The sequence below is a fragment of the Brevundimonas sp. genome, assembly GCF_035627475.1.
Classification (GTDB): Bacteria; Pseudomonadota; Alphaproteobacteria; order Caulobacterales; family Caulobacteraceae; genus Brevundimonas.
Map to the genome: position 1 here is coordinate 66,181 of NZ_DASPLR010000023.1, position 23,500 is coordinate 89,680.

The following is a 23,500-nucleotide window of genomic DNA, read 5'->3' on the forward strand; positions in this document are numbered from 1 at the left end:
CCCGGACCGGAGGGCCTAGGTCGCTTCGGCCACCATGATGTCGACGGCCTGCCGCGGCTCGGCCAGCATGCGGTCGATGGTGGCGGCGAAGGTGTCCAGCCTGAGCGGCTTCACATAGGTATCGTCCGCCCCGAATATCCTGGCCATGCGCAGGAGATCGCCCACGCCGACCCGGCCTCCGGAAGAGATCGCCAGGATGCGGAGGTCCGGATAGAGCTCGCGAGCCTCGATGATCGTCTCGAGCCCGTCCTTGTTGGGCATCAGCATGTCCATGACCACCAGATCGACCGGCATGGACGCAAGGACCCGCAGCGCCTCGTTGCCGTCGGCGGCGCACACCACTGCGTGGTTACCCTCGCGGAGCAGCTCCGATGCGATCATCTGAATTGTCGGGTCGTCGTCGACCACAACGATCACGGCCATCTGGTCCTCCAGGAAGCAGAATAGGCCGGCATCACTACCGAAGCCGGAACAGGAATGATTAACGTCACGCCGCCACCGCCTCGGCGGCGGGAAGCGCCTGGAAGGGCGTCGGCCGCGAATAGAAATAGCCCTGGATCATGTGAACGCCGGCCACCCGCAGGAATTGGGCCTGGGCCTCCGTCTCCACGCCCTCGCAGACGACCTGCATGCCCAGCGATCGGCCGACGGCGATGACCGCGTGGACGATGGCCGCCGAAGCGGTGTCGTCGAGGCAGCGGTCGACGAAGCTCTTGTCGATCTTCAGCGTGGTGAAGCGGAGCTCCCGCAGGGCGTGCAGGCTTGTGTAGCCGGAGCCGAAGTCGTCCAGGGCCACGCCCACGCCCAGCAGGCCGAGCCGCTCCAGGGTCGGCCGGGCGGCGCCGATGTCCAGAATGGCGGTCTCGGTGACCTCGATCTCCAGTCGTTCGCCCGGGTAGCCCACGCGGGCCAGGACGGCTTCCACCCGGTCGGCGAAGTCCGGCTGCTGGAACTCCATCGCCGAGGCGTTGATCGAAACCTTCAGGTCGGGGCGGGCTAGGGCAAGGGTCGTCGCCCGCTCCAGCACGAAGTCCGTCAGATGGCGGACCGAGCCGTCGGCCTCCAGCCGGGGCACGAAATCGGCGGGCGACAGGGACTCGCCCGAGGCTGTCTTCCAGCGGACCAGGGCCTCGGCCTTGCCGGCGAACCGTCCGGACTTGTCCATCATGGGCTGGAAGACGAGGTCGAGCTCGCCGTCGCGGATGGCGTCGAGGATGGCGGGCGCGGACGCGGAGAGGGGCTGGGTCTCCGACGCCGACAGTCCCATCGCCGCCAGGGTGCGCGCGACCAGGTCGGCCAAGCGGTTCACCGCTTCGGGCGGGCATTCGCCGCCGCGGGCCGAAGTTTCCAGCGCGGAGGCCGCTTCGGCCACGGCGCGCGCGCCGAGGCTCAGGCTCATGGATTTCAGGGCGTGGGCGGCTCGCGCCGCGGCGTCCATGTCGCCTGAGGCGGCGGCGTCGCGCAGTTCGCCCAGCCGCAGGGGCGCGTTGTCGGCGTACAGGCCCTCGACGCGGAGCACGAAATCCTGGCGGCCGGACGCGGCCATGCGGTCCAGATCGGCGCGAATGGCGGGGTCGAACAGGTCGTCGGCGGCGGATACGGCCGTACCGGCGGCGGCCGGGGCGGGGGCGGCGGCCACGGCGAAGGCGCCGCAGTGGCGGGAGAGGGCGGCCTCGATGTCGTCCAGGGTGAAGGGCTTGTGGATCACACCGTCCATCCCCGCGTCCAGCCAGGCGTTCGCCGCCGTCCCGATCACGTGCGCGGTCAGGGCCAGGATGGTGGCGCGGTCGCGCCCGCTCTCGGCCTCCTCCCGGCGGATCATCGCGGCGGCCTGGAAGCCGTCGAGCCGCGGCATGGAGCCGTCCATCAGCACGAGGTCGAAGCGCTCGGTCCTCAGCCGCTCGACGGCTTCGAGGCCGTCGTGGGCGAAGGCCGGGTCCACCCCGAACTGGGCCAGCGCCTCGGCCGCCACCTCGCGGTTGACGTCGGAATCGTCCACCACGAGAACCTGCGCGCCGGGGAACCGGGCCCCCTGCGAGCCGGCCTTGCGGTCGGTCCCGGCGGCCGGATCGAGGCCAAGGGACAGGCGGTGAAGGCCCTGCAGCAGCTCGTCGCCGCGGAACGGGCCGGTCAGGAGCCATGACCTCTCAGGGTGGGTCGCAGGGACGATCCGCACTCCGTCGGCGAGATCGGCGACGATCCGCGCGCTGGCCTGCTCCCGCGCGACGACCGGCAAGTGCAGGTCGTCGGCGTACCGCCGAAGGACCGCCACGGTGGACTCCGCCGACCCCTCCAGGCTGATCGACCAGCCGGGTTCGAACACGGGCGGCGCGGGCGCCTCGCCGGCCGGCGGCATCGCGGCCCTGAAGCCGAAGCTGGAGCCTTCGCCCTCGCGGCTCGACAGCACCCAGTCGCCGCCCATGGCGCGAACCAGCCGGTCGCAGATCGCCAGCCCCAGCCCGGTGCCGCCGTGCTTGCGCGTCGTGCTCTGGTCGGCCTGCGCGAAGGCCTCGAACAGGCCCGGCAGCTTGTCGGCGGGAATGCCGGGGCCGGTGTCCACGACGGCGAACTCGACCCGTCCGGACCCGTCGGTCGCTGGCTCCATCGCGATAGTCACGCCGCCCGTCTCGGTGAATTTGATGGCGTTGTTGACCAGATTGCTGATGACCTGGCGCAGGCGCGTCGGGTCGCCCGCGACCGGTCCGATGGCCGGACTGACGTAGACTGCCAGATCGAGTCCCTTCTCGGCGGCGCGCCCCGCGAACAGGCTGGCGACGTCGGCGGCGATCACGCCGAGGTCGATCTCGACGCTCTCCAGGTCCAGCTTGCCGGCCTCGACTTTCGAGAAGTCCAGAATGTCGTTGATGATGCTGATCAGGGACTTGCCCGAGTTGGCGATGACCTCGGCGTAGCGGCGCGGCTTCTCCGGCAGGTCCGAGCGGTTCAGCAGGTCGCTGAGCGCCAGGATGCCGTTCAGCGGCGTGCGGATCTCGTGGCTCATCACGGCCAGGAAGTCGGACTTGGCGGCGTTGGCCGCCTCGGCCGCCGCCTTGGCCTCGGACAGCTGCGCGGTGCGCTCGGCCACGGTCGTCTCCAGGCCGGCGACGTGTTCGGCGATGCGCCGGTCGCGCTCGCGCAGCCCGTGAAGCATGGAGCGGACGCCGTCGGCCAGGTCGCCGACCTCGTCGTCCGTCACCACGTCGGGATCCTCGGAATAGTCCTGGGTGTCGCGCACCTGGTTGGCGAAGGCCGCCAGCCGGACGATCGGCGCGGCGATCCGGCGGCCCAGCCGCACGGCGATGAACAGCCCCGCCAGTCCGGCGACGACGATGCCGAGGATGGTGACCATGATCGAGCCCAGCACCCGTTCGCGAACGCCGGGCGTCCGCGCCAGCAGCGTGATCTCGCCGACGCGCTCGCCCCGGCTGACGACCGGAGCGTGGACCTCGATGGTGCCTGTATTGAGAACCGACCAGACGGAGGCGCGGCCGCCGTCGTCCAGGCTGACGTCCGAGGCCAGGCGAACGCCGCCGCCTGTCTCGGCCAGCAACCGGCCGTCGAGCACCTGGATGCGCCCGTAGGTCACATCCGGCATCTGCGAGATCGCCCTCAGCGCCGCGAACGTCCCCTGGCGATCCTCGGCGCGCACGGAATCGGCGGCGATCGAGCCGATCACCATGGCGGTGCGGGTCAGTCGTTCGGTTTCCACGGCGGTCTGACGCCGCGCATCGGTCCAGCCCAGCAGCGTAGCGGTAACAATCGCGGTCGCGGCGAGGGCCCAAAGCACCAGAACAACAAGCTTTCGGCCTATCGTACGATACCGGACATTGCGAACCTGAAGTGCCAAACCCGCCGCTCCTTGCCGATCACTGGTTGCTATACTGACCTTTAATGACTTGACGCTTAATGGGGGGAAGTAGGGGCGGGCTGAGTGGCCGGAACGGCGGCCACCGAGGGATCCCAATGAGTGGTTTTTTCTACGTTCTGGATGACGATGCGAGGATCCTTTTCGTCGACGACGACCCGATTCTCCGGGAGTTCGCCCAGGTCAATCTCGCCAGCCCCAATACCCATATCGACGTGACCTCCGACGGCGTCGGGGCGCTGGAGATGCTCAGGGCCCGGGCCTACGACCTCGTGCTGCTGGACCTGGAGATGCCCGGTATGGACGGGTTCGCCGCCCTGGCCCAGATCCGCGCCGACCCCGCCCTGGCGCATACCGCCGTCATCGTGCAGACCGGGCGCGAGGACGTCGAGGCCATCGACCGCTGCTTCCGCCTCGGCGCCACCTCCTTCGTGATGAAGCCGCTCAACTGGCGTCTGCTCAGCTACCAGGTGCGCTACGTCCTGCGCGCCGAGCGCCAGGCGCGGGCCGCACCGGGACAGGCGGCGGCGTGATGGGCGTCGTCTCGAAACTCCTGAGGCGGTTCCGCGGGTCGCTCGACGGCTCCATCGCCCTGAAATTCGCCCTGCTCGCGCCGGCGGTACTGCTGGTCGGCGTCGGGGCCATCGACCTGCTGGCGGTCAACGCCGCCGACACCCGGCTGCAGGCCATCGCCGACTCCGGCGCCCTGGCCGGCGCCCCCTCGCTGGCCCTCGCCACCGACGGGGCCGAGGCGCGCGAGCGGGCCGCCGCCTTCGTCGAGGCCCAGATGACCGAATGGGGGGCGGAGGCGCCCAGCTACACCGCCAGCTACGAGATCGTCGACCGGATGGGCCAGCGCGCCATCCGCGTCCTGCTCAACGGCCACCGGCCGTCCTTCTTCGCCAGCATGCTGCCGCCCGGCGGCTGGAAGTTCAACGCCGAGGCCATCGCCAGCTCCGTCGGCCTGGTCCCCCTCTGCGTCCTGGTGACCGGCGACACCGGCGCGCGGCTGCTGAACGTCAGGGACGCCAGCCGCATGAACGCCCCGGCCTGCCTGGTGCACTCCAACCGCGACATCCTCGTCGAGGGGGGCGTCATCGACGCCGCCTCGGTCCAGGCCGTGACCACCGCGGACGGCCTGATCAGCCCCTCGCCCAGCACCGGCGCCGCCCCGATCGCGGATCCGTTCGCCGACCTCGACCTCGACCGCAACCCCCAGATCGGCCTGCTCTGCACCGCCGTCGAGCTGGCCAACCGGGTCAAGGTCTCGACCGGCGTCCACACCGTCCGGGCCGGGCGGCACTGCGGCGGTATCGAGGCCTCCGGCGACGCCCGCGTCGTGCTCGAGCCCGGCGAGCATTTCTTCCTCCAGGGCAGCCTGGTGGTGAAGGAGACCGCCCGGCTGGAGGGCGACGACGTGGCCCTGTTCTTCGACAGCGCCTCGAAATTCGACTTCACCGACAGCGCCATGGTCGCTCTCGACGGCCGCAAGACGGGCCCCTACGCCGGCATCGTCATGGGCGGCACCCGCGGCAACCGCCAGGACTTCGTCATCTCGGCCGACAACGTCGAGTCCCTGCTGGGCGTCCTCTATGTGCCGAACGCCCGGCTGATCGTCGACGGCGACTCCGACGTCGCCCGCGACAGCGCCTGGACCGTCATCGTGGCCAAGGAGATCCAGCTCAAGGGCTCGCCCTCCCTGTTCATCAACGCCAACTACGACGCCTCCAGCGTCCCGGTCCCCGAGGGCGTCGGCCCCCGCGCCGGCGGCGCCCGCCTGATCCAGTAGGAGAGCCCCCATGGCCATGGAAGCCGAAGTCATGACCGAACGCCTCGAGGGCGCCCACGACGTCGAGCGCCGGGCCCGCACCGAGCGCCGCGGCCGCGACCGCCGCAAGCCCGGCAACCGGATCAACCGCGAGGCCCCGACCCACTCCCTGATCAAGGTGATCGGCGCCTTCGGGGTGGCGATCATGACGGCGGTGGCGACCCTGACGGTCCTCGCCGGCCAGATGCTGGACCTCGAGATCCCCGGCATCGCCCTGACCCTGCAGGGCGTCCTGCTGGGCAGTTCCATCCTGCTGATCGCGATCGGCTCCATCGAGCAGCGCCTGATCGAGATCCGCCTCGAGCTGATGATGCTGAACGGCGGCCGCCGCGCCGGCGACGACCGCCGCCAGGGCCTCCGCCGCCGGGCGGGCGACGACCCGGCCGCCCCGCCCGAACCGGAGCCCGCGGCCGGCCCCTCCGCCTGATGCTGACAATCCGCCGCCTGTCTCCATACTTTTTTCGGTCAGGCCGCTGAGTTTCCACGACATCGCCGCCGCGCCAGCGTCATGAGCCCGCCCTGGCTGACGGCGGGCCGATAATGTCGGCATGGCCAAAAGCAAACTCACCGACCCCGAATGGCTGGCCCTCTTCGCCGAGGAGCTGGCCGGCGTCCCCCGCCGCGTCCTGACCGTGAAATACGGCGTCTCGAAGAGCGCCATCAACGTCCAGGCGCTCAAGCGCGGCCTGCGCAAGCGCGACACCGGCGCCTTCGATCACCGCTGCATCCCGCCCGGCGGCTGGCCCGAGCACGAGCCCCTGCGGCAGAACCGCCACGACATGACCCCGGCCGACTGGCGCGCCGCCGCCCGGCGCCGGCTCGACGGCGAGTGCGACCGGGTCATCGCCGCCGACTGGAAGGTCAGCACCGGCGCCCTCAACAACCAGGCCGCGGGCTTCCACATGCGCAAGCGCGATGTCCCCGGCGCCGTCTACCGCTCCCACGCCCGCCGCGACACCGCCGCCCCCGACCCATGGGACGGCGACGACGACGTCCCCGCCGCCCCGCTCGAACTCCGCGAGTCCCAGCAGCCCCCCCGGGGCGCCTGGTCCACCTGGCTGTTCCTCGGCGGGCGCGGCGCCGGCAAGACCCTCGCCGGGGCCAGCTGGCTGGCCGACCAGGCCGAGGCCCTCGGCCCCGGCGGCCGCCTCGCCCTGATCGGCCCGACCCTGCACGACGTGCGCGAAGTCATGATCGAGGGCGTCAGCGGCGTCCGCTCCCTGCCGCGCTGGACCCGCGCCACCCGGCCCAAATTCCAGTCCTCCCGCCGCCGCCTGGTCTTCGAGAACGGCTGCCAGGCCTGGGCCTTCTCGGCCGAGGACCCCGACTCCCTGCGCGGCCCCCAGTTCAGCGCCGCCTGGGCCGACGAATTCTGCGCCTGGCGCGGCAGCGGCCCCCGCGGCGCCGCCGAAACCCTCGCCCTCCTGCGCATGGGCCTGCGCCTGCCGCTCCGCCCCTCCACCCCTTCGGGGTCCCCCTCCCCATCGCAAGGCGACGGGGAGGAGACAGAAGCGCCCACCGTCTCCTCCCCGCTGCGCGGGGAGGGGGACCCCGAAGGGGGGGAGGGGGCAACCCATCCCCGCCTCGTCGTCACCACCACCCCGCGCCCCACCCGCGCCCTCGTCCGCCTGCGCGACGAGGCCGGCTGCGCCCTGACCCACGCCCCCACCGCCGAGAACGCCGACCACCTCTCCCCCGGCTTCCTCGACAACCTCCACGCCCTCTACGGCGGCACCCGCCGCGCCGCCCAGGAGCTGGACGGCCAGATCGTCGAGCTAGACGGCGCCCTCTTCACCGCCGAGATGATGGCGCGGGCGCGCCAACCGCTTCCTTCTCCCCTTGCGGGTGGAGAAAGGTTCGGCGGAGCCGGACCAACGACGGGTGGCCCGGAGGGCCGGATGAGGGGTCTCCCGGACCCGTCCGCAGCGTCGTCTGACAGCTCCGCCCGCCGGCGCGACCCCTCATCCGTCTCGCTGCGCGAGCCACCTTCTCCCGCAAGGGGAGAAGGGACGAGATACGACCGCACCATCGTCGCCATCGACCCCACCGCCTCCGCCGGCGGCGCCGCCTGCGGCCTGATCGCCGCCGCCTCCTACCGCCGCCCCGACGGAACCCGCTGCGCCGTCGTCCTCGCCGACCGTTCGATCGCCGGCCTCGGCCCCGACGCCTGGGCCCGCCGCGCCGTCGCCCTGGCGGAAGAGTTCGCCGCCACGGCCATCGTCGCCGAGGTCAACCAGGGCGGCGACATGGTCCGCGCCGTGCTCAAGACCGCCGGCGCCAGGCTCAGGATCCGCGAGGTCCACGCCACCCGCGGCAAATACATCCGCGCCGAACCCGTCGCCGCCCTCTACGAACAGGGCCGCATCCACCACGCCGGCCCCTTCGACGCCCTCGAGGAAGAGCTGATGGCCTTCGGCGGCCAGATGGAGGCGGCCGGCTCCCTGGACCGCGCGGACGCGCTGGTTTGGGCGATCACCGACCTGCTGGTCGACGCGCCGGAAGGGGAAAGGGGGCCGAGGGTGCGGTGGGTGTGAGTCCGTAGACGCCAGACCTGTCCCCAGCTATCGCGTTGCCCGCAGCAACCATTTGTGGAAACGTGATCGGGGGAATCGATGATTGACCAAGGAACTGTGCTGATCACGTCCATCGACTGGCCGGCCGCTTTCGGGGGTGCCTTCCTCGGGGCGGCCACGATGGGTCTCCGAACAGTGCTTCAGGCGCCCCTGCGCGCCCTGACGGAACAGTCCATTGTGATCAAGTTCCTCTCGTTCCTCTCTCCTCAGCAGCCGTTCGACGGCGATTGGGCTGTCAAATGGTGTGTGGACAGCACCAAGTTTCCAGAAGTCAACGAAGATACCGTCAAAATCTACTCATTGTTCGGAAACGTGACCTTCACGATGCGAACAAAGCTTCGAGATGGAACGCCAGAAAAATGTGTTTTCGTGGGAAAGCTTACTGACCGGACTCTGACTGGTCGCTGGTTTGATCCCAAGGATATTCATCGCGCCTACTTCGGCGTGTACCAAGTCCGACTTACAGGCAATCTCAGAGATGCAGAAGGTAAGTGGAGTGGTTGGGCAAACGACGGCTCAGTTCAATCCGATCTCATGACGATGTCGAAGGTCGCCAAATAGAGGCTGAATGCGATGGGAGAAATTGCGCGCGCGGACGCAAACGCCAGTAGGGCGTTTTTCGTGCGAATGCTTACTCGTGATATAAGCATCGAAGACTGTATACTTGATTTGGTCGACAATAGTGTCGACAGCGCATGGAAAGCGTTGGGATCGGTTCGGCTGGGTCTCCTGTCGGGCCCGGACTTTTCCAAGGTCAAGATCGATCTAAAGGTCACTCCTGAGCTATTTAGCATCAAGGACAACTGCGGTGGGATGTCTCTTGAAAGCGCTAAGAAGTATGCCTTCACTTTCGGGAGAAAGGCGGAGGACCCTGCGGACTCTGCGGAATTTAGCATCGGTGTCTATGGCATTGGCCTGAAGCGCGCAGTCTTCAAGCTGGGTAAGGACATTAATGTCCGTAGTACCCATCGTAAGAAGGGTGGTGTCGATGCCTTCGAAGTGCCGATCGATGTCGAGACCTGGGTGAAGGGTACAGGCACCGACTGGGATTTCCCCATAATGGATGCCGAGGAACTGCCTGAAAGCGGTCTGGATATCGAGATCAAAGATTTGACGGATCTCGCGAAGCTCACGTTTGGCGACACGGAGTTCGCATCCTTCCTACGCCGTACGATCGCCCGAGACTACTCGCTACATCTCCATAGGGGACTGAGCGTCACGGTGAACGACGTTCCGGTGGTTGGCGAGATATTCAAATTGTTTACGGGCGGCGACTTCGAGCCAAAATACGAGACTTACGTCGAGAAGATTGGCAACGAAAAGGTCTATGTGGAAATCGTGGCAGGGTTCGCATTCCCTCCGGCAGAAGATAACGATCCTACCGAGAAACGAACCGAGCGGGAGGAAAAGTCAGGGTGGTACGTGGCCTGCAACGGCCGTATCGTCATGGCTGCCGATAAGACGGCTTTGTCTGTATGGGGTGATGAATTTCCCGGATGGCACCCACAATACACCGGGTTCTTCGGTCTCATCGTTTTCAGTGCCGACGCTACGGAACTTCTTCCTTTGACTACTACAAAGAGAAGTGTCGATTTATCGTCGATCGTATACCGTAGGGCGAGACCAAAGATGAAAGAGCCCACGCGGGCTTGGATAGACTACACGAACGCACGAAAGACAGACAAGGCGTCCGCTGAACAGGAAGAGGCGAAGGCGGTTCAATCGTCCATATTCTCTGTTCGACCGCAAGCTCAAGTCGTTCTGCCGCAAATACGTAAGGCGCGCGTAAGAGATACAAGTTTACAGTTCCGCATGCCGATAGAACGGGTGAAGCGGCTAGCGCTAGGCTTCGGAGATGCAACGCTTTCGAACAGTGAAGTTGGACGGAAGGCATTCGATTACGCATACGACGACTTGGCAGTGGAAGAATGATCGTTCCCAGCTTTAATGCTGTCAATTATAGCTTGCGTCCCAGCAAGACGATCCAGCGTGGTTTGATATTCGAAGGCCTGAGACTTATCCAAGATAAGGTGGCGTGGGGTAGGGCGACGTACATTGGCTTGGGATCGGTCTGGTTCACGGACTTCATAATGGCCCATAAGATTCTTCGTCTGGAGCGAATGATTTCAATCGAGGCGCATGAGATTGGTTTCAGTAGGGCAAAATTCAATAAGCCATATCGGTTCGTGAGAGTTGAGCATGGGTACTCGTTCGATGTGACCCCAAGATTATTTGAGGCGAAACACTTACAGGTTTATCCTTCGATTATCTGGTTGGACTATGACGAACCTATTGGAGAGCGGGAGCTCGAAGAGCTAAGAGATTTAGTTCCTCGTCTGCCTGACAACAGTGTTTTGTTGACTACATTTAATGCTACCGATAAGAAGTATGGTCGTAGCCCCGATTTAGTTCTGGCTCGGCTCCGCGAGCTGTTTGGTGAAGACGCGACTTCTAGCCTTCAGAAAGGAGATGTCCGGGAACTGAACTTGGCTTCGTCTCTCGCAGAACTAGTTATGAACGTTATTGCGAACACCAGCCGGAGGGTAGCCAAAAAAAACCGCTGTCTGCCCGCCTTCAACGTGGTCTATCGTGATAAGGCAACTATGGTTTCGGTGGGTGCGGTCTTTCCAAGCCCCGATATTCGTCCTGCTGTGCGAGATATCGTTGGGGCCGATAGTTGGCCTGGTTGGGTCGAGCGCCCGGTGTTAGCTCCCCATCTGACGGGAAAAGAAGTTTCAGTTATCCAAGCAAAGCTTCCAACCCGCAGAACTCTGTCCCGCGAGACAATACAGGCTCTCGGGTTTGATCTTGAAGATGAGCAAATACAGGCTTTTAAGGAGTTCTACCGCCACTATCCTACTTTTGCCCAAGTGTTCTCCTAGCCGCAAGGGCTTGAAGATGATCACGGATCATTGAGAACAGCGCTTCGCTCACTATTGGTGAGACGCTGTTTCCTATCATTCGGAAGCTGTGCCAGACGGTGGTGTGGAAAACGTGTGCGTCTGGAAAGCCCTGAAGTCTAGCTGCCTCTCGGACAGTTATCACCCGATCAAGCAGAGGATGGATCGGTCGAACAGATTGGAAGGAACCTCTGTCGGACCCGGTGCCAGCCCGCAGGGTCGGACATTGCCCAGCAAGGGCCAGCCGAGGGTGCCGTCCTATCTTGTCCATCTCACCCTGCATGACCTTGGCAAAGCGGGCGGCGACCGCAGGGGAGTGAACGGTCAAACGGTGCCCGGTAAACGTGTGGTCGGGAGCGCGAAGCTTCGCCGCGTAAGGACTGAGTCGTTTGCGCGACTGGATCTTCCAAACATCGAATCCAGGGTTGGCTTCTCGGTCCGCGATCCGCTTGGCCGACAACAGGTCTGAGATTGCGTCGCGCACGGTGGCAGCTGGCTTGTGATAAGGGGTGAGACTTTGGATAGAGGGGGCTGTCCCGATATCGCGGCGCACACCCACTACGAAGAGTCGGCGACGAATGGTGGCCGCCCCAAAGTCTGCTGCGTTCAGGATCCAGGGAGCAGACACGTCATACGCTTCACTCACTGACTCGAGCGCAGCATTGAGCAGCGGAATCGATTCCGAATGCGCAAGCCCGACGACATTCTCCATTACGAAAAACTTCGGCCGAGCCTCCCTTACTAGGCGGAAAAAGTGGCCAAGAAGCAGTCGTCTAGGGTCCTTCGTATCTCGCAGACCAATAGAACTGAAACCTTGGCAGGGCGGGCCGCCGAAAATTCCGTCTACTTCGGTGCCTGCATCCTGCTCAATATCGGACGCGGTAAGTCCGCTGATGTCACGATGGCGCAAGGTCGTCGAAGGAAAATTGATCCCGTAGCTCGAGGTCAGTGTGTCATCGAGATCATAAGCGGCGACGACATTGAATCCCGCAGCGTGAGCGCCTCGGGAGAAGCCTCCAGTACCGCAGAAGAGGTCCACGACGCGCATGTCATTCCAGTAGGCATCCGCGACCGGCGTCGCAGAATCGACCTCGGTACCATGCGCTATGACGTCCGACCCACCTAGTTCGGCTGCCAATTCTAGAGTTGCAGTCACGCAAACTCCACCAGCACATCGTCCGCGGCCACCGGGTCCCCGGCCTTCGCGCTGACCGCCTTGACCACCCCGTCGCGCTCGGCCTTGAGGATGTTCTGCATCTTCATGGCCTCGATGATGGCGACGGTTTCGCCGGTCTTGACCTCCTGGCCGACGGCGACGGGGATGGCGACCACGAGGCCGGGCATGGGGGACTGGATCAGCTTCGAGGTGTCGGCGGCCTGTTTCTCGGGCAGGCGGGCGTAGAGGGCGGCGACGGCGGGGGTCAGGACGCGGACGCGGGCGCGGGCGGCGCGGTGGCGGATGACGAAGCCGTCGGCGACGCGGGCGACCTCGGCGGTGAAGGGCTCGCCGTCGAGGACGGCGCGGAACTGGGCCAGGCCGGGGCGCCAGTCGATGTCGCTGAGCCTCAGCGCGCGGTCCTCGCCGGCGAGGTCGAGGGTCAGGGCCTCGTCGTCGTCGTAGGACAGGGTGACGCCGTGGGCCTGCTGGCCGATCAGGACGATCCAGTCGGTGCGGTGCGACGGGTCGCCGGACAGTTCGGTCAGGATCTCGTTCATGGCGGCGGCGGCGGCGATCAGGATGTCGCTCTGGCGCCGGGTGGGGGGCAGGCCGTGGAAGCCGTCTGGGAATTCGTCCTTGATGTAGCTCGTGGAGAGGCGGCCGGAGCGGAAGCGCGGCTGGTCCATCACGGCGGCCAGGAAGGGCACATTGTGGCCGACGCCCTGCAGGTGGGTGTCCTCCAGCGCGCGGGCCATGCCGTCGATGGCGGCGTCGCGGGTCGGGCCCCAGGCGCACAGCTTGGCGATCATCGGGTCGTAGAACATGGAGATCTCGTCGCCCTCGCGGACGCCGGAGTCGTTGCGGACGGTGTAGCCGTCGGGGTGGGGGCCTTCCTCCGCCGTGTCGTAGCGGACGAGGCGGCCGATGCTGGGCAGGAAGCCGCGGTACGGATCCTCCGCATACACCCGGCTCTCGATGGCCCAGCCGTTGATGGCCAGGTCCTTCTGTTCGAAGGCCAGCCGTTCGCCCCAGGCCGAGCGGATCATCTGCTCGACCAGATCGACCCCGGTGATCAGCTCCGTCACCGGATGCTCGACCTGCAGCCGGGTGTTCATCTCGAGGAAGAAGAACGACTTGTCCTGCCCCGCCACGAACTCCACCGTGCCGGCGCTGTCGTAGTTGACCGCCTTCGCCAGGGCGACGGCCTGCGCCCCCATCGCCTGACGCGTCGCCTCGTCCAGCAGCGGCGACGGCGCCTCCTCGATGACCTTCTGGTTCCGCCGCTGGATCGAGCACTCCCTCTCGAAGAGCGACACCACGTTGCCATGCTTGTCGCCCAGCACCTGGATCTCGAGGTGGCGGGGATCGATGATGAATTTTTCGAGGAAGACGCGGTCGTCGCCGAAGGCGTTCAGGGCCTCGGCCTTCACGGCGGCGAAGCCCTCGGCCATGTCGGCGTCCGAGTGGGCGACGCGGATGCCCTTGCCGCCGCCGCCGGCCGAGGCCTTGATCATGACCGGATAGCCGATCTGGTTGGCGATGCGGACGGCCTCTTCAGTCGACTCGATCAGGTCCATGTGGCCCGGGACAGTGGAGACGCCGGCCTCGGCAGCCAGTTTCTTGGAGCTGATCTTGTCGCCCATGGCCTCGATGGCCTCGGGGTTGGGGCCGATGAAGGCGATGCCCTCGTCGCGCAGACGGCGGGCGAAGCCGGCGTTCTCGCTGAGGAAGCCGAAGCCGGGGTGGACCGCCTCGGCGCCGGTCTGGCGCACCGCCTCGATAATCCTGTCCGCGAGCAGGTAGGACTGGTTGGCCGGGGCCGGTCCGATCAGAACCGCCTCGTCGGCCATCTCGACGGCCAGCGAGCCGGCGTCGGCCTCGGAATAGACCTGCACCGTCCTGATGCCCATGCGACGGCAGGTCTTGATGATGCGGACGGCGATCTCGCCGCGATTGGCGATCAGAATCTTGGAGAACATGAATCTGGGGCTCTGAAGCGAACGTGATCCCCCCGTGAGGGCGTCGCCCCGATTAGGCCGCGATCAGGGGCGAGTAAACTGGAGGGGGCGTTCATCCGGACGGGGTACGGGCTTGGCAAGCCCCGCTCCGATGGGCTTTAACGCTGCCCGTTCCCTGTTCCCACGGCTCCGGAGCCAGACTTGATGTCCCGTATCCTCCCCGTCGCCGCCGCCGCGGCCCTGACCCTGGCGCTGGGCGCCGGTTCCGCCTCCTCGCAGGATTTCCGCGCCCTGGCGCGTCAGGACCTGCAGGCGGCCCACGACGCACTGGCGGCCAATCATCCCGCGCCGGTCGTGCCCGGTCAGGCCAGCGACACCTTCCGCGCCTGGCTCGACCGTGGTCTGCAGGAGGCGATGGCGAAGGCCGGGCAGGCCAACAGCGGCTCCAGCCACGCCTATCTGCTGCGCTATTACGCGGCAGGCTTCCGCGATTCGAACATCATCATCCGCCCGAGCTACGAGACGGCGGCCGACCGCTTTTCGGCCAGCAACTGGGCGGGCGTGACCACCGGCTGGCGCAACGGCCAGTATGTGGTGACCCATGTCCAGCCGGGCGTGCGCAACCTGCCGCCGGTCGGCGCGGTGGTCACCGAGTGCAACGCCACCCCGATCGAGGAATACGCCCGGGCCAAGCTCGACCTGTGGGAAGGCGACCTGAACACCGAGGCCGGCCGCGTCACCACGGCGCCCTACCTGCTGTGGAACCGCAACAACCCGTTCGCCGCCGGCGTGCCCTCGACCTGCAAGTTCAAGGTCGGCAACCGCCGCGAACGCGATTTCGAGCTGCGCCCCCAACTGGCCACCGCCACGCCGGCCAATCTCGAGGCCGCCTACCGCGCCACCCTGTACACGCCGGGTCCGGCGCCGCTGTCGATCGAGACGGTCGACGGCCGTCCGTGGATCAACGTGCACTCGTTCGCCGACAGCGCCGGCTGGGACGCGTTCAACGCGCAGCTGGAAGGCCAACTGGCCACGATCCGGGGGCCGCAAGGCTTCGTGCTCGACCTGCGCGGCGGCAGCGGCGCCTCGAACCTCGGTTCGACGGCCCGCGGCTATGGCGTGCTGAACCGCATCTGGACCTCTGAATTCACCCAGAGCCGTCAACCGACCGGCGGCGACTTCACCTATCGCGCCACCCCCGGGAACCGCCAATGGTACGCCGAGGTGATCGGCCGGATGCAGCAGGACGCCCGCTTCGTCTACGAAGCCCCGGAGGTCATCGAGCAGACCCAGGCGATTCTCGCCGCCTTCGACGCTGCGCTCGCCGCTGGCCAGCCGAGCTTCACCCAGCCGCTCGCCGCCACGGCCGCCGACCCGACCGCCGCCAATCCGGTGCAGGGGCCGGTCGTCGTGTTGGTAGACGCGGGTTGCTCGGGCGGCTGCCTCGACACCCTCGACCTGCTAAGCCGACTGCCGAACGTGCGCATCGCCGGCTCGACCACGGCCACGGACTCGATCTTCATCGAGCAGACCGTGCAGCGCCTGCCCTCGACCTATGCGGACCTGAGCTATGGCCACAAGGCGTGGACGTCGCGCCAGCGCGGCAACAACCAGCCCTTCATTCCGGCGCAGGGCCTGACCTACGCCGGCAACCCGGTCGACGAGACCGCCGTCCGGACCTGGGTGGGGTCGCTGTTCCAGTAACGCCGCCGCGCTTCGCGCCGGTGAGCGCGGGCGAGGCAAGGGGCCGGGCGGGGGTGGAACCCTCGCCCGGCCCTTCCTATTTCGGAGCCATGACAGACATCGCCCCGACCCTGCGCTCGCCCTCGGGCTTCGACCTGACGCCACCCGACGAGGCCGAACGGGCCCGGCTGGAGGCCGATCTGTCGCCGGAGGAGAAGCGGGTTCTGCTGGCCCACGGCACCGAGGCGCCGTTCTGCGGCACGCTGCTGGGCGAGAAGCGGCCCGGGGTGTTCTGCTGCCGCGAGTGCGGCCTGCCGCTGTTCCGGACCGGAACCAAGTTCGAGAGCGGCACTGGCTGGCCGAGTTTCACCGAGCCGGTCGACCAGACCCATGTGCAGGCGGTCACCGACCGGTCTCACGGCATGACCCGGACCGAGACCCGCTGCGCCCGCTGCGGCAGCCATCAGGGCCACGTCTTTCCCGACGGACCGCCGCCGTCGGGCCTGCGCTACTGCATCAACTCGGTGGCCCTCGCCTTCGTCCCGGAGGGCGAAGCCCTGCCCGATCCCATGGGGCGCGGCGACGGCGCGGCCTGACCTTGGCCGCATTTGGGGCTAGGGTGGATTTCTCGCAGGAGTCGAACCCATGCTGATCGCCGCGCTGCTGATGACCGGGGTTGTGTCCGGCGCCCCGCTGGGCGAGCCCGCTCGCGATCAGGGCGGCGACCAGGACAGCGTGGTGGCGACCGCCCCAGCGACCCCGGTGGCCCTCGACGCGACCGTGGGGCCCGTGGCTCCCCCGGTCGGCGGAGCCGCGCCGTCCCCCCAATCAACGGGCCAATCGACGGGGCCGCACGGACTGGACACCGACGAGCAGATCGCCCGGTGGCTCTCGGCCCGGGCGCCGGTCGAGACACGGTCCGGGGATTCGGAATTCTGGCGCGACGACCGCGAACCCCACGGCGAGGTGAGCGTCGGCTTCGGCACCGGCGGCTATCGCGACTACGGCGCGGCGGTGTCCCTGCCCATCGGCGAGAACGGCCGGCTGGATATCAGCATCCGGCAGGTCGAGAACGGCTTCCCCTACCGCTATGGCCGGGGATACGGCTACGGCTACGAGCCGTATTTCGACGACGGCGACTATGTCTTCGCGGGAGCGCCCAGGGAAGGCGCGGCGGCGGAGTACGAGGACCGGGTGGCCCGGCCCGACGGCCCGCCATGGGCCCGCCTCCGGCCCCGGCCGCAACCGCAGGCCGCGGAATAGAAAAAGGCCCGATCCGGCGGATCGGGCCTTTTGCTTCAGTGGTGCCGCCGGGGGGAATCGAACCCACGACCTCAGCCTTACCAAGGATGCGCTCTACCACTGAGCTACGGCGGCGGTCACTGAGGAAGCGGCCCTATAGCCAACAGGGGACAACGGGGGAAGCCCTGATTTCCCCTGCTTGCGGAAATCTTTGTCCGAGGGTCTCATCGAGCCATGGATGAGTCGAAATTCCCGGCGGCCCTGCCTGATCTTCCGCCCAGCCTGCCGGATCCGTTGGCGCCGCCAAGGACGCCCGCGACGGCGCGGGCCCAGCGGCTCGCCACGGCGCTGCGGGCCAATCTGAAACGGCGCAAGGCCGCCGCCCGCGCTCCCAGGCCGGTAAAGCCAAGCAACTGAATGTCATCGGCCGTACCGACCGGACGGTCTTTCGCAACCCCTGCCGTCCGGGCTAGATAGCCGGCCCCCGGCACTTGAGGCAGATCGCTTCGGGGCCGGCCTGTAGAGACGACATGGACAGCATCGCCATCCAAGGCGGCGCACGGCTGAACGGATCCATTCCGGTCAGCGGCGCCAAGAATTCCGCCCTCAAGCTGATGGCCGCCTCGATCCTGACCGATCAGCCGCTGCGCCTCACCAACATGCCGCGCCTGGCGGACACGAAATTTCTCGGCCGCCTGCTGCGCGAGCTCGGCGTGGAGGTGACCGAGAACGGGCACGGGGGAGAGCAGGAGACCCTGTTCCACGCGGCCCGGATCGAATCGAGCTTCGCGCCCTACGACCTGGTCCGGCAGATGCGGGCTTCGTTCAACGTGCTGGGGCCGCTGCTGGCCCGCACGGGCGAGGCCAAGGTCTCGCTGCCGGGCGGCTGCACCATCGGCGCGCGGCCGGTCGACCTGCACCTGCAGGCCCTGTCCGCCATGGGCGTCGAGATCGAGCTGGACGAGGGCTATGTCATCGCCCGGGCGCCCAGGGGGCTGAAGGGGGCCGAGATCGAGTTCCCGTTCGTCTCGGTCGGGGCGACCGAGCACGCCCTGCTGGCTGCGGTGCTGGCGGACGGCGTGACTGTGCTGAAGAAGGCCGCGCGCGAGCCGGAGATCGGCGATCTGGCCCGCTGCCTCACGGCCATGGGCGCCAGGGTCGACGGCATCGACACGGACGAACTGGTCATTACCGGCGTCGGCTCGCTGGGCGGCGCGACCTGGTCGGTGATTCCGGACCGCATCGAGATGGGCTCCTACGCCGTGGCCGCGGCGATGGCCGGCGGCGAGGTGCGGTTGACCAACGGCCGGGCCGAGCTGATCCAGGCGCTGAGCGACAAGATGGTCGAGGCCGGGGTCGAGGTGACGCCGACCGACGACGGCGTGATCGTGAAGCGCGACCCGGCGCGGCGGCTGAAGGCGGTCAATGTCGCCACCGAGGTCTATCCGGGCTTCGCCACCGACCTGCAGGCGCAATTCATGGCCCTGATGACCACGGCCGAGGGCGAAAGCGTCATCCACGAGAACATCTTCGAGAACCGCTTCATGCACGCGCCGGAGCTGGGGCGGCTCGGCGCCGACATCCACGTCCACGCCGGCGAGGCGGTGGTGCGCGGGGTCGAGGTGCTGCACGGCGCCCAGGTCATGGCCACGGACCTGAGGGCTTCGGTCAGCCTGGTGATCGCCGGGCTCGTCGCCGAGGGCGAAACCACGGTCGGACGCGTGTATCATCTGGACCGCGGGTTCGAGCGGCTGGAAGAGAAGCTCGGCGCCTGTGGCGCGCAAATCCGCCGGATCAAGGGCGAGGACCATGAGCACTGAGGCGTCAGCCGCCGACGGCACGAAGACGGGGACGGCCGCGGAGCCCCTGCGCCTGCTGGCCGAGGACGCCGACGACCTTCACATCATCTCGGCGGCGCTTCAGGACGCCATCATGCGGCCGGTGGATATCGTCTGGGAGCCGTCGTGGCGGCGGGTCACGCTGCAGCTCAGCCGGTTCTGCTGGGAGTGCGGCGGGACGCGGGTGATGTCGGCGATGCAGTTCGGCGATGTGATCTCGGTCAAGAGCCGCCGCCTGCCCCGCGGGCCGGAGCACGCGCTGGAGCTGCTGGCCTTGGATTTCGAGGCCGGCGAGGCGCCGGGCGGACGGGTGACGCTGATGTTCGCGGGCGGCGGGGACCTGCGCATCGACGTCGAGTGCCTCGACGCGGTGCTGACCGACCTGTCCGAGCGCTGGCCGGCCAGGGTGGCCCCGACGCATCTGGCCGAAGGGCCGGGGCCGGCGTGAGCGATCACCGCCTGTCTTCGGTCGAACTGGACCCGGCCACCCTGCCTGCCGCCACGGCGGAGATCGAACACGAGCGCCGGGTGGCGATCTTCGACCTGGTCGAGAAGAACAGCTTTGAGCCGACGGGCGCGAGCGGCGGCCCCTATGCGCTGAAGCTGTCGATGCTGGACGGGCGGCTGGTCTTCGATATCGCCGGTCCCGGCTTCGCCAGGGCCCACGGTCTGTCGCTGAACCCGCTGAACAAGGTGGTGAAAGACTATATCGCCATTTGCGACAGCTATTACGAAGCTCTGCGCGGCACCTCGCCCGGCCAGATCGAGGCGGTCGACATGGGCCGGCGAGGCCTGCACAACGAAGGGGCCGAACTGCTCAAGGCCCGGCTCGACGGCAAGATCGCCATCGACCATGAGACGGCCCGGCGGCTGTTCACCCTCGTGACGGCCCTGTACCGGCGGGGCTGACCTCACTCGACTATCCGCGCGTTTTGAGGCATATGCCCGCACCTTCGACGCGCGCTCCGCCCGGCGCGCGCCGTTTACTCGTATCCACCGGGCGTGAGAGGCCGCATGGCTAAGGAAGAACTGCTCGAGTTTCCCGGCGTCGTCAGCGAACTGCTGCCGAACGCGACGTTCCGCGTGACGCTCGAGAACGACCACGAGATCATCGCCCACACCGCCGGCAAGATGCGCAAGAACCGCATCCGCGTGCTGGCCGGCGACAAGGTCCTGGTCGAGATGACGCCCTACGACCTGACCAAGGGCCGCATCACCTACCGCTTCAAGTAAGGACGGGCTCGCAATGAGCCGTCCTGAACTGGTGCTGGCGTCGGCCAGCCCGCGCCGCGTGGAGCTGCTGGCGCTGGTGGGGATTGCCCCCGACCGCATCGAACCCGCCGACATCGACGAGACCCCCCTGAAGGACGAGACGCCGCCGCGCCTCGCCGCCCGGCTGGCGCGCGGCAAGGCGGCGGTCGTGGCCGAGCGCGCGCCGGAGGCCGTGGTGCTGGCTGCCGATACGGTCGTCGCCGTCGGTCGCCGGCTGCTCGAGAAGGCGGCCGACGAGGCGGAGGCGGTGCGCTTCCTGAAACTCCTGTCCGGGCGCAATCACCGTGTCTTCACCGGCGTGGCCGTGGCCGCCGCCGGGACGATCCGCCATCGGGTGGTCGAGGCGCGGGTCTCGTTCAAGACGCTGTCGGACGCCGAGATCGCCGCCTACGTCCGCTCGGGCGAATGGAAGGGCAAGGCGGGAGGCTACGGCATCCAGGGGAGGGCGGGGGCCTTCGTGACCCGGATCGTCGGCAGCTATCCCGCCATCGTCGGCCTGCCGCTGTTCGAGACCGTCAACCTGCTGGCCGGGGCCGGCTGGCGGGCGGAGTGAGCGCGGTCGAGATCTTCCTGGACGAAACGCCCGGCGAGGTTCGGGGCATGGTCGTCCGGGACGGCCGTTTCGACCGCCTGCTTATACAGAGAGAAGACGACGTCCCGCAGCATCGGCTCGGCGCGTGCTCGGTCGGCCGCATCGCCGCCGTCGATCCGGCGCTGAGGGGCGCCTTCGTCGATCTCGGCGCGGCCGAGCCATTCGGCTTTCTGCCGCTACGAAAGGGCGACCGCGTCGAGACAGGCCGGAAGGTGGAGGTCGAGGTCGCGGCCGAGCCGCGCGAGCACAAGGGGCCGACGCTGCGCCTGACCGGGGCGGGGGAGGGCGAGCCGCGCCTGCTGAAGCCGGCGCCGACGGTGGCGGAGATGTTGGCGACGCTGGGGAATGGCGCGGAGGCGCGGACCGGGGCGGCGGCGATTCGCGCGGCCCTGGAGGCGGAAGAGGAGGCGCTGGCCCCGGGCGGGCTGTTCGCGCACCTCGGCGTGCGGCTGGCGGTGGAGCGGACGCGGGCGCTGGTGGCGGTGGACATCGACCATGCCGCTGCGGCGGGACGGGACGGGCGGCGCGACAAGGGACGGGCCAACCGCGACGGGCTGATGCAGGCGGCGCGGATGATCCGGCTGAAGGGTTGGGGCGGGCTGGTCGCCGTCGATCTGGTCGGCGCCGGCCATGACGGGGCGGCCATGCTGGCGGCGGCCCGGGCGGCGTTCGGGACCGATCCGGAGGTCGCCTTCGGTCCGGTCAACCGCTTCGGCGTGCTGATGCTGTCGCTGCCGTGGCGGATCACGCCCGTCGAGGAGCGGCTGCTGGGGCCGGACGGGCGGCCCGCGCCGGAGACCCGGGCCATAGACGCGGTGCGGCGGCTGCGGCTGGCGCTGGCGGAGAATACGGCGGCGCCCTATCTGACCCTGCGCTGTCCGCCGTCGATCGCGGCGCGGGCGGAGACGCTGGCGGCGCGGCTGGGCCCGCGGGCGCGGGTGAAGGCCGATTCGACGCTGTCGGTCGGCGCGGATATCGACGAAGGCTGAAGCGATGGCGACCTGTCCCACCTGCCGGCGCGCGCCGGCGGACCCGAAATACAAGCCGTTCTGCTCCAAACGCTGCGCCGACGTGGATCTGCAGCGCTGGTTCGCCGGCTCCTACGTCCTCCCGGGGCCCGCCGACGAGACGCCGCCGGACGAGGACCGCGAAGGCTGACAAGAGCGCTGGACACCTGAAAACGGCTCGCCTATAGACGCCGCTCTCGCGAATGGACGCCTCGCCTGGGTAGCTCAGTTGGTAGAGCAGCGGATTGAAAATCCGCGTGTCGGTGGTTCGAATCCGCCCCCAGGCACCATCGTTTCCCGCCCCGCCGGAAATCGGTGTCACCGCATCATGAAAATGTCGCTTTCGGCCTGAATCCTCGGCTTTGAACGCGTTGGCTCCCCCACGAGGGGAAAAGCGCCGTTGCGCACTTGACGCTCTGGTAAGCGTTCGCCAAAGGAGCTTGACCGCTTTCCTTGGCGAGCGGTCGGCGGAGGCGGGATTTTCCCAATCCCGACGCCGTCGACACCGCCCCGGAAGCCGACAGGCAACCGGAAGCGTCAGGAGGCGTTCCGCAGACCGGGGTTCCACAAACACCCCGGCGATGCAGACGAGATTTTCATGGAGGGGCGGGCGTCGTCTGCGGCCGTTCCTCAGGGTTCCACGAGTCAGACCAAAATAAAGCAGGAACTGGCGAACTATGCTCGATATCAAGAAGACCAACATCCTCCTGGCCATGGCCGGCGCCGCCGTGCTGATGGCCGGTACGCCGGTCCTCGCGCAGGATGCTCCCGCCCCGGCCGCCGATGCTGCGGCCACGGCTCCCGCCGCGACCCCCGCGGCTCCGGCTGCGACCACCGCTGAAGCGGCTCCGGCCGCCGACGCTGCTGCGACGGAAGAGCCCGCCGCCGAAAGCCACGGCAAACTGACCCCCGCGCGCATGTTCATGGACGCGGACATCGTCGTTAAGGTCGTGATGATCGGCCTGCTGCTCGCCTCGGTGTTCACCTGGGTGATCCTGCTCATCAAACTGTTTGAGTTCGGTGCGCTGAACCGCAGCACTGACCGCTTCCTGGAAGCCTTCCGCCAGACCCGCACGATCGCCGACATGCGCCGCGTGGCTACGTCGGAAGAGTTCGAAGGCAATCCGCTGGCCGACATGGCCGCCGCGGCGACCGACGAAGTCGAACTGTCGCGTCAGGCCGGTCTCTCGGTCACCGGCGATCACCGCGACTCGGCCCTGAACCGCGCCCAGGCCGCCGTGTCCGCCGTGCAATCCGGTCTGGCCAAGCGCCTGTCGGGCGGCCAGCAGTTCATGGCCTCCGTCGGTTCGACCGCGCCGTTCATCGGTCTGTTCGGCACCGTTTACGGCGTCATGAACTCGTTCATCGGCATCGCCAACACCAACACGACCAACCTGGCCTCGGTCGCCCCCGGTATCTCGGAAGCGCTGCTGGCCACCGGCATCGGCCTGTTCGCGGCCATCCCGGCGGTTATCTTCTACAACTACTTCAACACCCGTATCGCGGCGTACGGCACCCGTTCGGACGGCTTCAACGCCGAGCTGATGAACGCCGTGTCGCGTAACCTCGACAAGGGGGCGTAA

At 67.7% G+C, this 23,500-nt stretch carries 22 protein-coding genes and 2 tRNA genes; 19 read left to right on the plus strand and 5 right to left on the minus strand.

Annotated features, from left to right (window positions below; all coding sequences use genetic code 11):
- Window positions 1-15 precede the first annotated feature (15 nt).
- Together VEA62_RS06245 and VEA62_RS06250 are read right to left on the minus strand one after the other, a co-directional pair.
- Window positions 16-423, minus strand: a complete 408-nt coding sequence (locus VEA62_RS06245; RefSeq protein ID WP_324819714.1) for a response regulator — start codon at window positions 421-423, stop codon at window positions 16-18.
- Between the two features lie 64 nt (window positions 424-487).
- A complete protein-coding gene (locus VEA62_RS06250) occupies window positions 488-3,787 on the minus strand; it encodes an EAL domain-containing protein (RefSeq protein ID WP_324819716.1) in 3,300 nt (1,099 codons plus the stop codon).
- A 176-nt stretch (window positions 3,788-3,963) separates the two neighbouring features.
- Between VEA62_RS06250 and VEA62_RS06255 the strand changes: the two genes are divergently transcribed.
- The 7 genes from VEA62_RS06255 (at window position 3,964) to VEA62_RS06285 (ending at window position 11,148) form a co-directional block, all read left to right on the plus strand.
- Window positions 3,964-4,398, plus strand: coding sequence for a response regulator (locus VEA62_RS06255; protein WP_324819718.1), 435 nt, complete (start codon window positions 3,964-3,966; stop codon window positions 4,396-4,398).
- Window positions 4,398-5,654: a TadE/TadG family type IV pilus assembly protein gene (locus VEA62_RS06260; RefSeq protein ID WP_324819720.1), complete on the plus strand. Its 1,257-nt coding sequence runs from the start codon at window positions 4,398-4,400 to the stop codon at window positions 5,652-5,654. The genes VEA62_RS06255 and VEA62_RS06260 overlap by 1 nt, the downstream gene beginning before the upstream one ends.
- A gap of 10 nt (window positions 5,655-5,664) precedes the next feature.
- Window positions 5,665-6,120: a hypothetical protein gene (locus tag VEA62_RS06265; RefSeq protein WP_324819722.1), complete on the plus strand. Its 456-nt coding sequence runs from the start codon at window positions 5,665-5,667 to the stop codon at window positions 6,118-6,120.
- Between the two features lie 121 nt (window positions 6,121-6,241).
- Window positions 6,242-8,227: a terminase large subunit domain-containing protein gene (locus tag VEA62_RS06270; protein ID WP_324819724.1), complete on the plus strand. Its 1,986-nt coding sequence runs from the start codon at window positions 6,242-6,244 to the stop codon at window positions 8,225-8,227.
- Between the two features lie 78 nt (window positions 8,228-8,305).
- Window positions 8,306-8,827, plus strand: a complete 522-nt coding sequence (locus VEA62_RS06275; RefSeq protein WP_324819725.1) for a hypothetical protein — start codon at window positions 8,306-8,308, stop codon at window positions 8,825-8,827.
- A 66-nt stretch (window positions 8,828-8,893) separates the two neighbouring features.
- Window positions 8,894-10,198 (plus strand): ATP-binding protein, encoded by a 1,305-nt coding sequence (locus tag VEA62_RS06280; RefSeq protein WP_324819727.1) that lies wholly within the window; start codon window positions 8,894-8,896, stop codon window positions 10,196-10,198.
- Complete coding sequence (locus VEA62_RS06285; protein ID WP_324819730.1) at window positions 10,195-11,148, plus strand: O-methyltransferase; 954 nt, start codon at window positions 10,195-10,197, stop codon at window positions 11,146-11,148. Before VEA62_RS06280 ends, VEA62_RS06285 begins: the two co-directional genes overlap by 4 nt.
- On the opposite strand, the gene VEA62_RS06290 is transcribed toward VEA62_RS06285, so the two are convergent.
- Together VEA62_RS06290 and VEA62_RS06295 are read right to left on the minus strand one after the other, a co-directional pair.
- Window positions 11,123-12,214, minus strand: a complete 1,092-nt coding sequence (locus VEA62_RS06290) for a DNA cytosine methyltransferase (RefSeq protein WP_324819732.1) — start codon at window positions 12,212-12,214, stop codon at window positions 11,123-11,125. The genes VEA62_RS06285 and VEA62_RS06290 overlap by 26 nt on opposite strands.
- Window positions 12,215-12,318: 104 nt before the next feature.
- Entirely contained in the window at window positions 12,319-14,304 is a 1,986-nt protein-coding gene (locus VEA62_RS06295) for an acetyl/propionyl/methylcrotonyl-CoA carboxylase subunit alpha (protein WP_324819734.1), read from the minus strand.
- A gap of 183 nt (window positions 14,305-14,487) precedes the next feature.
- Here VEA62_RS06295 and VEA62_RS06300 point away from each other — a divergent pair, with 183 nt between their 5' ends.
- From VEA62_RS06300 to VEA62_RS06310, 3 genes are all read left to right on the plus strand, one after another.
- Window positions 14,488-15,987, plus strand: a complete 1,500-nt coding sequence (locus tag VEA62_RS06300) for a hypothetical protein (RefSeq protein WP_324819736.1) — start codon at window positions 14,488-14,490, stop codon at window positions 15,985-15,987.
- Between the two features lie 89 nt (window positions 15,988-16,076).
- Entirely contained in the window at window positions 16,077-16,562 is a 486-nt protein-coding gene (msrB, locus tag VEA62_RS06305) for a peptide-methionine (R)-S-oxide reductase MsrB (RefSeq protein WP_324819738.1), read from the plus strand.
- 49 nt (window positions 16,563-16,611) lie between these two features.
- Window positions 16,612-17,229 carry a hypothetical protein gene (locus tag VEA62_RS06310; protein WP_324819740.1) on the plus strand — a complete coding sequence of 206 codons (618 nt, stop codon included), beginning with the start codon at window positions 16,612-16,614 and terminating at the stop codon, window positions 17,227-17,229.
- Between the two features lie 39 nt (window positions 17,230-17,268).
- Here the strand turns inward: VEA62_RS06310 and VEA62_RS06315 are convergent.
- Window positions 17,269-17,343, minus strand: a tRNA-Thr gene (locus VEA62_RS06315).
- 395 nt (window positions 17,344-17,738) lie between these two features.
- Here VEA62_RS06315 and murA point away from each other — a divergent pair.
- From murA to VEA62_RS06360, 9 genes are all read left to right on the plus strand, one after another.
- Window positions 17,739-19,028, plus strand: coding sequence for a UDP-N-acetylglucosamine 1-carboxyvinyltransferase (gene murA / locus VEA62_RS06320; protein ID WP_324819742.1), 1,290 nt, complete (start codon window positions 17,739-17,741; stop codon window positions 19,026-19,028).
- Window positions 19,018-19,494 carry a DUF2948 family protein gene (locus tag VEA62_RS06325; RefSeq protein WP_324819744.1) on the plus strand — a complete coding sequence of 159 codons (477 nt, stop codon included), beginning with the start codon at window positions 19,018-19,020 and terminating at the stop codon, window positions 19,492-19,494. The genes murA and VEA62_RS06325 overlap by 11 nt, the downstream gene beginning before the upstream one ends.
- Window positions 19,491-19,955 carry a UPF0262 family protein gene (locus VEA62_RS06330; protein ID WP_324819746.1) on the plus strand — a complete coding sequence of 155 codons (465 nt, stop codon included), beginning with the start codon at window positions 19,491-19,493 and terminating at the stop codon, window positions 19,953-19,955. The genes VEA62_RS06325 and VEA62_RS06330 overlap by 4 nt, the downstream gene beginning before the upstream one ends.
- Window positions 19,956-20,060: 105 nt before the next feature.
- On the plus strand, window positions 20,061-20,279 hold the full coding sequence (gene infA / locus VEA62_RS06335) for a translation initiation factor IF-1 (protein WP_003164348.1): 219 nt from the start codon (window positions 20,061-20,063) through the stop codon (window positions 20,277-20,279).
- Between the two features lie 13 nt (window positions 20,280-20,292).
- Window positions 20,293-20,871 carry a nucleoside triphosphate pyrophosphatase gene (locus VEA62_RS06340; RefSeq protein ID WP_324819748.1) on the plus strand — a complete coding sequence of 193 codons (579 nt, stop codon included), beginning with the start codon at window positions 20,293-20,295 and terminating at the stop codon, window positions 20,869-20,871.
- Window positions 20,868-21,899 carry an RNA-binding protein gene (locus VEA62_RS06345; protein ID WP_324819750.1) on the plus strand — a complete coding sequence of 344 codons (1,032 nt, stop codon included), beginning with the start codon at window positions 20,868-20,870 and terminating at the stop codon, window positions 21,897-21,899. Before VEA62_RS06340 ends, VEA62_RS06345 begins: the two co-directional genes overlap by 4 nt.
- Window positions 21,900-21,903: 4 nt before the next feature.
- Window positions 21,904-22,068, plus strand: coding sequence for a DNA gyrase inhibitor YacG (locus VEA62_RS06350; RefSeq protein WP_324819752.1), 165 nt, complete (start codon window positions 21,904-21,906; stop codon window positions 22,066-22,068).
- Window positions 22,069-22,131: 63 nt separating this feature from the next.
- A tRNA-Phe gene (locus VEA62_RS06355) sits at window positions 22,132-22,207 on the plus strand.
- 387 nt (window positions 22,208-22,594) lie between these two features.
- Window positions 22,595-23,500, plus strand: a complete 906-nt coding sequence (locus VEA62_RS06360; RefSeq protein ID WP_324819754.1) for a MotA/TolQ/ExbB proton channel family protein — start codon at window positions 22,595-22,597, stop codon at window positions 23,498-23,500.

What these genes read in the sequence shown, in the direction of transcription:
- VEA62_RS06340 (WP_324819748.1), top strand. Translation starts at nt 20,293, where the DNA reads ATGAGCCGTCCTGAACTGGTGCTGGCGTCGGCCAGCCCGCGCCGCGTG.
- VEA62_RS06245 (WP_324819714.1), bottom strand. Translation starts at nt 423, where the DNA reads ATGGCCGTGATCGTTGTGGTCGACGACGACCCGACAATTCAGATGATC.
- VEA62_RS06310 (WP_324819740.1), top strand. Translation starts at nt 16,612, where the DNA reads ATGCTGATCGCCGCGCTGCTGATGACCGGGGTTGTGTCCGGCGCCCCG.
- VEA62_RS06325 (WP_324819744.1), top strand. Translation starts at nt 19,018, where the DNA reads ATGAGCACTGAGGCGTCAGCCGCCGACGGCACGAAGACGGGGACGGCC.
- infA (WP_003164348.1), top strand. Translation starts at nt 20,061, where the DNA reads ATGGCTAAGGAAGAACTGCTCGAGTTTCCCGGCGTCGTCAGCGAACTG.
- VEA62_RS06300 (WP_324819736.1), top strand. Translation starts at nt 14,488, where the DNA reads ATGTCCCGTATCCTCCCCGTCGCCGCCGCCGCGGCCCTGACCCTGGCG.
- VEA62_RS06360 (WP_324819754.1), top strand. Translation starts at nt 22,595, where the DNA reads ATGCTCGATATCAAGAAGACCAACATCCTCCTGGCCATGGCCGGCGCC.
- VEA62_RS06350 (WP_324819752.1), top strand. Translation starts at nt 21,904, where the DNA reads ATGGCGACCTGTCCCACCTGCCGGCGCGCGCCGGCGGACCCGAAATAC.
- VEA62_RS06270 (WP_324819724.1), top strand. Translation starts at nt 6,242, where the DNA reads ATGGCCAAAAGCAAACTCACCGACCCCGAATGGCTGGCCCTCTTCGCC.
- msrB (WP_324819738.1), top strand. Translation starts at nt 16,077, where the DNA reads ATGACAGACATCGCCCCGACCCTGCGCTCGCCCTCGGGCTTCGACCTG.
- VEA62_RS06285 (WP_324819730.1), top strand. Translation starts at nt 10,195, where the DNA reads ATGATCGTTCCCAGCTTTAATGCTGTCAATTATAGCTTGCGTCCCAGC.
- VEA62_RS06290 (WP_324819732.1), bottom strand. Translation starts at nt 12,214, where the DNA reads ATGCGCGTCGTGGACCTCTTCTGCGGTACTGGAGGCTTCTCCCGAGGC.
- VEA62_RS06280 (WP_324819727.1), top strand. Translation starts at nt 8,894, where the DNA reads ATGCTTACTCGTGATATAAGCATCGAAGACTGTATACTTGATTTGGTC.
- VEA62_RS06275 (WP_324819725.1), top strand. Translation starts at nt 8,306, where the DNA reads ATGATTGACCAAGGAACTGTGCTGATCACGTCCATCGACTGGCCGGCC.
- VEA62_RS06255 (WP_324819718.1), top strand. Translation starts at nt 3,964, where the DNA reads ATGAGTGGTTTTTTCTACGTTCTGGATGACGATGCGAGGATCCTTTTC.
- VEA62_RS06265 (WP_324819722.1), top strand. Translation starts at nt 5,665, where the DNA reads ATGGCCATGGAAGCCGAAGTCATGACCGAACGCCTCGAGGGCGCCCAC.
- murA (WP_324819742.1), top strand. Translation starts at nt 17,739, where the DNA reads ATGGACAGCATCGCCATCCAAGGCGGCGCACGGCTGAACGGATCCATT.
- VEA62_RS06260 (WP_324819720.1), top strand. Translation starts at nt 4,398, where the DNA reads ATGGGCGTCGTCTCGAAACTCCTGAGGCGGTTCCGCGGGTCGCTCGAC.
- VEA62_RS06295 (WP_324819734.1), bottom strand. Translation starts at nt 14,304, where the DNA reads ATGTTCTCCAAGATTCTGATCGCCAATCGCGGCGAGATCGCCGTCCGC.